General features: G+C 37.1%; 5 protein-coding genes and 1 pseudogene. All 6 read right to left on the bottom strand.

The genetic code is table 11. The annotated features are described in order from the left end of the window. Positions 1-5: 5 nt before the first annotated feature. The 6 genes and pseudogenes from tnpA to CWB66_RS04435 all read right to left on the bottom strand — a co-directional run bounded on the left by tnpA (position 6) and on the right by CWB66_RS04435 (position 6,589). On the bottom strand, positions 6-314 hold the full coding sequence (tnpA, locus tag CWB66_RS04460; RefSeq protein ID WP_212747809.1) for an IS66 family insertion sequence element accessory protein TnpA: 309 nt from the start codon (positions 312-314) through the stop codon (positions 6-8). A gap of 115 nt (positions 315-429) precedes the next feature. Beyond that, a pseudogene (locus CWB66_RS04455) lies at positions 430-501 on the bottom strand (IS66 family transposase zinc-finger binding domain-containing protein); the annotation flags it as partial. A 174-nt stretch (positions 502-675) separates the two neighbouring features. Continuing rightward, the gene (locus CWB66_RS04450; RefSeq protein ID WP_138584475.1) at positions 676-1,149 is read right to left on the bottom strand and encodes a hypothetical protein; all 474 of its coding nucleotides are present in this window, start codon (positions 1,147-1,149) and stop codon (positions 676-678) included. A gap of 88 nt (positions 1,150-1,237) precedes the next feature. Next, complete coding sequence (locus tag CWB66_RS04445) at positions 1,238-4,216, bottom strand: TonB-dependent receptor (protein WP_252371711.1); 2,979 nt, start codon at positions 4,214-4,216, stop codon at positions 1,238-1,240. Positions 4,217-4,345: 129 nt separating this feature from the next. Continuing rightward, on the bottom strand, positions 4,346-5,626 hold the full coding sequence (locus tag CWB66_RS04440) for a flavohemoglobin expression-modulating QEGLA motif protein (RefSeq protein ID WP_138584474.1): 1,281 nt from the start codon (positions 5,624-5,626) through the stop codon (positions 4,346-4,348). A gap of 63 nt (positions 5,627-5,689) precedes the next feature. Continuing rightward, positions 5,690-6,589, bottom strand: a complete 900-nt coding sequence (locus CWB66_RS04435; RefSeq protein ID WP_171037461.1) for a redoxin family protein — start codon at positions 6,587-6,589, stop codon at positions 5,690-5,692. Positions 6,590-6,651 lie beyond the last annotated feature (62 nt).

Raw genomic sequence — 6,651 nt, 5'->3', positions numbered from 1 at the left:
TCTGATCAATGTCTGTTAAATAAGGATTGCCGTGAGTGCTTGTAGCTTATTAGCAATTGTGAGGATCCCTCAGGCTTTAATGTTGCTTTTCCTAGCGTCAATTCAATGAGGGGTTGCTGCGTTATCAATTCAACTGGTTGGGTGACTTGGGTACGAACAAAGCCGCTGGTAGTGATCCCCAGTTTTTTACGAAAGATATAAAAACTAGAAGTTGCTAATTGATGTTTACGGCAATAATCAATGATGGTTAAGCCACTAGCTTGCTGTTCAGTAAGGATAGTTCGCCATTGTTCATCGCTTCGAGTTATTTTCATAAATTACTCCAAATAATTGCTTGAAGTAACTTAATTTGAACTCGGTACATTGTTTAGATGCTCTTTGCCGGACGCTTACCGTACCTTGGCAAATATTCTCAATGACTTTTACCTATGCGGGTACGAATTCGAGCTTTTCTCTAACATCGTCACCCATTTTATGCAAATCATTACCGCAACAATCACAATGTATGACTTCATCTGCAATCATTGTACTACCTAGATGACGGTATTTAAGGATCCACAGGTTTGGTGAAGCGACAGTGCTAAAAAGACCATGAGCCTTTTAGTTCAGTGCTTGCAGGCCCTACATATGTCAGGATAGATGTAATTTTTTACGCTGGGGTAATCAGGGACTTTATTAAATTGAACCTTCCAAACATTGCTCTTTCCTTAATCTATCTTCAATTATAAGCTGTTTTTTAAGTTTTGCTTGTTTTACATTCGATGCTATTTGTCGAGTATTTTCATCTTCAATCCAAATAAATATATTATCTCCATCTATTTTTCTATTTAGAATATACCTTTTATTTGGCTTTAAGTTAATTTCAAATTTGACAAAAGCATTTTTAATACTTGATTGAAAATCTCTTTCTCCTATTACAGCTTTAACCCATAGAATATGTTCACCACTTTCGTATTGCCTAGCCTGATGCCAATTTGTTGGTGACTTACTATTACACATCAAAAAAACATATTCTCTATTTTTACCCTTATCAAAAGCGAAGTTTTCAAAACGAAAGTTATTGTCTTTTATATCTACTTTTATAGGAAAACTTTGACAACCGATTAAAAAAGATAAAGAAGTTAAAATTAATAGGTATATCTCTTTCATACAATTGCTCCTTTAGTATTTTTTATTTATTAAAAAAGCACTATAAAACTATAGTGCTTTTATTAGATCAATTTTGACTAAGTAGTGATTAGAACATCATATTAAATACAACTTCAACACGACGTGGAGTTTGGAAGTAAAGAGAACTGCCAAATTGTGCATTTGGATTAAATGCAGCTTCTTCTTCTGCTAACTCCTCATAAGTAGTGACATTTGAAGCATCAAATAAGTTGAATACATTTAACGCAATATATGCAGAGTCAAACACCTCAAGATCACTCAAGTCATATTTGATGTTAGCATTAATTGTTGTAGTCCAAGGTGTACGACCGAAACTACCACGTGAAAATTTAGTATCCCCTACGTAATAAGTATCGCCGTATGCATAAGAATCTTGATCAGGTGCATAACCCGCACCTAGAGCGTTACGAGGGCGTCCTGACGTAATATTCGCATTCATACCTATAAGTAGGTTATCCGTAACTGCATAAGAGCCGAACAGTTTTAATGCATGGCGACGATCATTTGGCAAATAGCCGTCCGCACCGTCCATTAAGTAAGGGTAATCCCAATCAGTCGTTAAGCCTGCATCATCTTGACCGTTATCAGACTTCACATAACCTTCAGCATTACCATAACTTTGTGCCCATGTGTATGTAGCATTAAACATCCAAAGTCCATCCCAAGACTTTTCAAGTACCACATCTATAGAGTTATAATTACGCTTAGCGTCTGGATAACCTAATTGCTCAGCAGTAAAGTTATAATCTTCTAGCGTACCATCTCCATCATAGTCATATTGGAAAGAAACACCCTCACCTGGATTAAATAATAAGAAATGATCACCAGCACTACCATTTAAACCAATACTCTTAAAGGCTTCAACCATACTGCCATCATCAATTATGCTTTGTACTTCACGGCGAGTAAACTTAACACCAAGAGACCAGTCTTCGTTAAGCATGCCATGGTAACCGAAAATCAGCTCATCTTGATACATTGGTTGTAAACCGTTATCTCGAACACTAACGGGGCTAGGTGTTGTACCATCTCCTATTACATCGGTGTCCCCTAGCTTATTACCAAGTACAGGTACACCATCGGAGCCTTCACTTTGAATTGTATAGTAATCATGAGTGTAAAGTTCAGCACCAGATAAACGAACATTCGTATTTGATGCAACAGGTAAATAATAACGACCTGCATTAGCGAATATTTTATGTTCGCCATCACCAAATAGGTCATACGATAAACCTAAACGAGGTGCAAATTGGTTATCAATTTTAACGAAAGTATTACCACTTGCATTCAAGTTTTCAAAACTATCCCAACGTAAACCAATTGTCGCGGTGAATTGATCTGTAACATTCCACGTATCTTCTATGTAAAATGCCTCATTATTGATATCGAATTCACCACCAACATTGTAGTTACGAACACGTACATAACGGCCAGATTCAGCGACTACATGTTTGTTTGGCAAGATGGCACCCGCATCATAACCGACGTATCTGTAATAAATACCACCAGACAAATCAACTTGGCTTGTTGAAGTATTTTTTTCCGCATCATAACCAAAGCGTAAACGATGATCATCAGTAACTAACCAATCAAAATCTAAACGATATTGCTTGCGCTCATCGCTATTAGTAGATATTTGAAAAGCCGATGGATCCCAACAACCTAAGTTTTGTCCAGCTTGAGCATCGATAATTACTGGGCAATCGGCGCCATCTGAACGAGTAGAGTCATTAAATTCAACTTTACCGGCCATTGCAGATACAGATAGATAATCTGTTAAATTACCGTTATATCGAATAGACCAGCTAGTGCCACCACTTAAGGTATTAGATTGAGTGGTATTTTCTTTATCTAGAGCGCCGTTTTTATCACGATTATATGTAGTTGAATATTCTTTAGACTCATCTTTAAACATCCAAGCCATTAAAGAGTGATCTTCATTAATATTCCAATCAAGACGGCCTAAGTAATATGGGTCATCGTCTGTGCGATTGCGTAATGTTGTACCGCGCGTTAACAAATCATCATAGTCATACTTTCTAAACTCATAAAGACCATAGAAAAACAAAGTATCTTCAATTAGTGCACCACTAGCAAAAATATCTGTGGTTCTAGATTCTCGTGAATCTCCGCTGTTATCGGTTATAATATCACCAACAGTATTAGCACACGTTTTTACAACTTCGTTATTTACAGATGTGTAGCTACAATCATCAGCTAGATAATTTGTATTTGGTCGTTGGCTACCGAGTGAATCAATATTTTGACGATGCTGAAGACCGAAATGAAACTCATTTGTACCTGCTTTGGTCACAGAGCTTATTACGCCGCCTGTTGAACGACCAAACTCGGCAGAATAACCACCTGTTTTGATTTGAAAAGAATCATAAGCTAAAAATGGAATTGTAGAACCACCAACACCATTTCGGAAATTGGTCATATTGAGACCATTTACGTAATAAACATTTTCAGCTTGTGATGCTCCACCAAAACTTCCCAGTGAATTTCCTTTAGCATCAGAGAAGCGCGAATCACCAAGGTTAACACCTGGAGATAATAACGCCACTGATGTAATATCTTGTGCCACAGGTAAACGAGTTAATTCGTCAGCTGAAATATTAAAAGAGGCCTCAGAGCTAGTTACATCAACACGGGCAATTTTGCTTCCAGTAACAGATATAACTTCAATGTCACCCGCAGTCATTTCAACTTCAAGAGCTGCTGATTTACCTATGCCAATTACAACATTCTTAAGCTCTGAAGTTTGGTAGCCTACTTTTTCAATTTTAATATTGTAAGCGCCAACTGGGACAGAGTTAAGGTTGAATTGACCGTTATTATCTACCTGAATAGATTTAACGTAACCATTTGCAGGATTTGTAATTGTTACAGTTGCACCAGCAATCGGGGCTTCATTAACTTGTTGTGTAATTATACCTTTAATAGCACCATCAACGTTACTTGCAGAACTTATTCCACTATAAAATGTTAATGTTGAACATATAGCAGCACACAAAGCCGCTTTTTTAAATAACTTTATTTTCACGATAATTATCCCTGTTTTTTTTATATTAATATTTTCATCCAAAAGGATGTAAAAAATAATACATCTGCACTTTCATTATGTAAACAAAAAAGGCTTCTTTTATATAAAAAACAAAATAAATGTTAATTTTTACAAAAATAACGGTTTATAATCGTTTTCTAACTTTTCAAACGATAAGTCACCAATAAAGCGACCGAAGCTCAGCCAAGTTGCTAAACCACGTAAATCTTTAAAGTGTGGTGGCACAAACTGTGGGCTTTCTATTACACCTAAATCATGTAGTTGAGATATTAATCTAAAATCATCTATCGATATTTTACCTACCAGTAATAAAGGCAGCCTATCGATTCGACCAAGCTGAATTGCCACACGAATTAAGTTATATACCAAAACAAAGCCTTTAATGTAGGCAATATCTTTTGTAAAAGGAAGACCTGTTGCTGTACTGCCTCTAAAAACACGCTGCGCGAGTGTATAGCTGTCGTCTTTTGATAAACCTTGCGCTACGTAATCACGGTAAATATCGACAAACTCAGCACCATCAATTACTTTTGTTACGGCTTGAATACGATTAACTAATTTTGATAAGCGCCTAGGGGTCGATTTTAAAGTAATAATTTCGGTTAAAACAGCGAGTCCTTCTTGAGTAATGGTAGAACTAGGAGTTCCTTTACTTAAACACGTTAAATACGGCTGCGCTAAGCCATTTTGAGTTGTGCCAACATGTATCCACCCTTCGTGTACTTCTAAAATCTCCAGCTCACGTTGGGAGAACTTTACATCTTGATTAAGCTTAATATTATTAGCGCCCGCCGCTGCATCACTAACAATACCATCGCTAAGCATTACCTCTACATTTATCCCCGCCATACTCGCATTAACCTGCTCTGACAAAATGCGTACAGCATCAACTGCATCAATATTTTTAGGATCATCAGGTAATATATCAGCGACGAGCAAGTTTTTTAATGGTTTATCTAACATATTAGCAAGCTCAGAAAGCGATGGCTCACCTGCGTGAAATAAATCTTTAGGATGGCCAAACAACTCCACCGATAAATCATGAAATTCTGGCGTGCCACGATACTCAAGCATACTCAATACTGTTTTATACTCAGTACACATTTTTCCCATGTATTGAGCAATCGGATTCAACTGCCCCAATTGGTTAATAATGTTGCGGTGCAAAGTGGAAAACGCTTGGCGTAGCTCGCTAGGTACAAAACCGAGGTCGCGCTGTTGGTAATATGCGCGATCGATAAGTGGGTTTTTTTGGCATTTTTGCCTAAAAAACTCCTCCTTAGTTTGTTTATCCCAATTAATTGCATCAAGTATCCTGATCGGTGTTTGCAGGACAATTAGTTGATCGGATAACTCACGAGTTTTAAGTAGTAACGCCTTGTCTATCATGCTCTAAGCTCAACAAAAAATGAGCTTAGAGCATAGGTTAGAATACGCGATTCTCAAAGTGAATTATTGAATATTTTCAAGACTAATGTGCGTTGAAAAATCAGTGATCCGTTCGATTATTTTACCATCTTTATAAATAATCAAAGTGGGCACAATTGATATGCTATTTTCAATAAATAGTTCATTACCAAAATCAATACTGATTGGGTGTCGAACATTAAATTTAGTAATATACTCTGTCGCCGCATGCGCATCTGTCCATAGCTGACTAATACGTGATTCAATTGTAAATCCTTGCTTAAACAATCGATTTACTTGGCTTTGTCCATTAATACAGTTTTTAGACATGCTTGGTCGCGAGTCAGCTAAATACCAATCGCACCATGCTGCGGTAAAATACACCCCTTTTATCCCCTTCTCGGGTATGCGCAGCAACGCTGGCTGATGTCTACCTTGGGCAGCTAAAAGTTGGGTTTGTTTGCTAAGGCCATCGTGTGATAATAATTTAAGGGTTTTATTCAATGCGCTATCTGCATCATGTCCTTGATAAATAACTTTACCAGTTCGATCTAGTAGCACATGATAAGGGGTTCCTAAAAATTGATAATATTGCGCCACGCGCCCCGCATTATCTGTCATCATCGGCATACTCAAACCAAATTTTTTCTTAACGCTTTGAATCGCTTTTTGAGTTTCGTTTAAATCGATATTGATCGCGATGAACTGTATTTTATCTCCATATACTTCAAATGCTCGTTCGAAGTGTGGCATTTGCTCCATACAAGGCGCGCACCACGTTGCCCAAAATTTCAAATAGGTGGGCTTTTTACCTACATAGTCATCCAAACTAATTTGCTCGCCTAATTCACTTTGTAAAACGAGTGATGGTTCAGTTGCTTTTATCGTATGGCAAATGCTGAATAAAATTAGCCCAACTAAACAACTAATCACTTTATTTCTCATATATATCTCCTTAAAATAAAAGCAGAATATCATTACGATAAACTGTGGTATTGTAAGATTAC

Source organism: Pseudoalteromonas sp. S558 (genome assembly GCF_005886635.1).
In the GTDB taxonomy this organism is placed as follows: Bacteria; Pseudomonadota; Gammaproteobacteria; order Enterobacterales; family Alteromonadaceae; genus Pseudoalteromonas; species Pseudoalteromonas aliena.
The sequence above is the reverse complement of the archived record's forward strand: the minus strand, read 5'-3'. Positions and strand labels throughout refer to the sequence as shown.

Excerpts from the sequence above, each read along its gene's own strand:
- tnpA (WP_212747809.1), bottom strand. The coding sequence starts at position 314 with ATGAAAATAACTCGAAGCGATGAACAATGGCGAACTATCCTTACTGAA.
- CWB66_RS04450 (WP_138584475.1), bottom strand. The coding sequence starts at position 1,149 with ATGAAAGAGATATACCTATTAATTTTAACTTCTTTATCTTTTTTAATC.
- CWB66_RS04440 (WP_138584474.1), bottom strand. The coding sequence starts at position 5,626 with ATGATAGACAAGGCGTTACTACTTAAAACTCGTGAGTTATCCGATCAA.
- CWB66_RS04435 (WP_171037461.1), bottom strand. The coding sequence starts at position 6,589 with ATGAGAAATAAAGTGATTAGTTGTTTAGTTGGGCTAATTTTATTCAGC.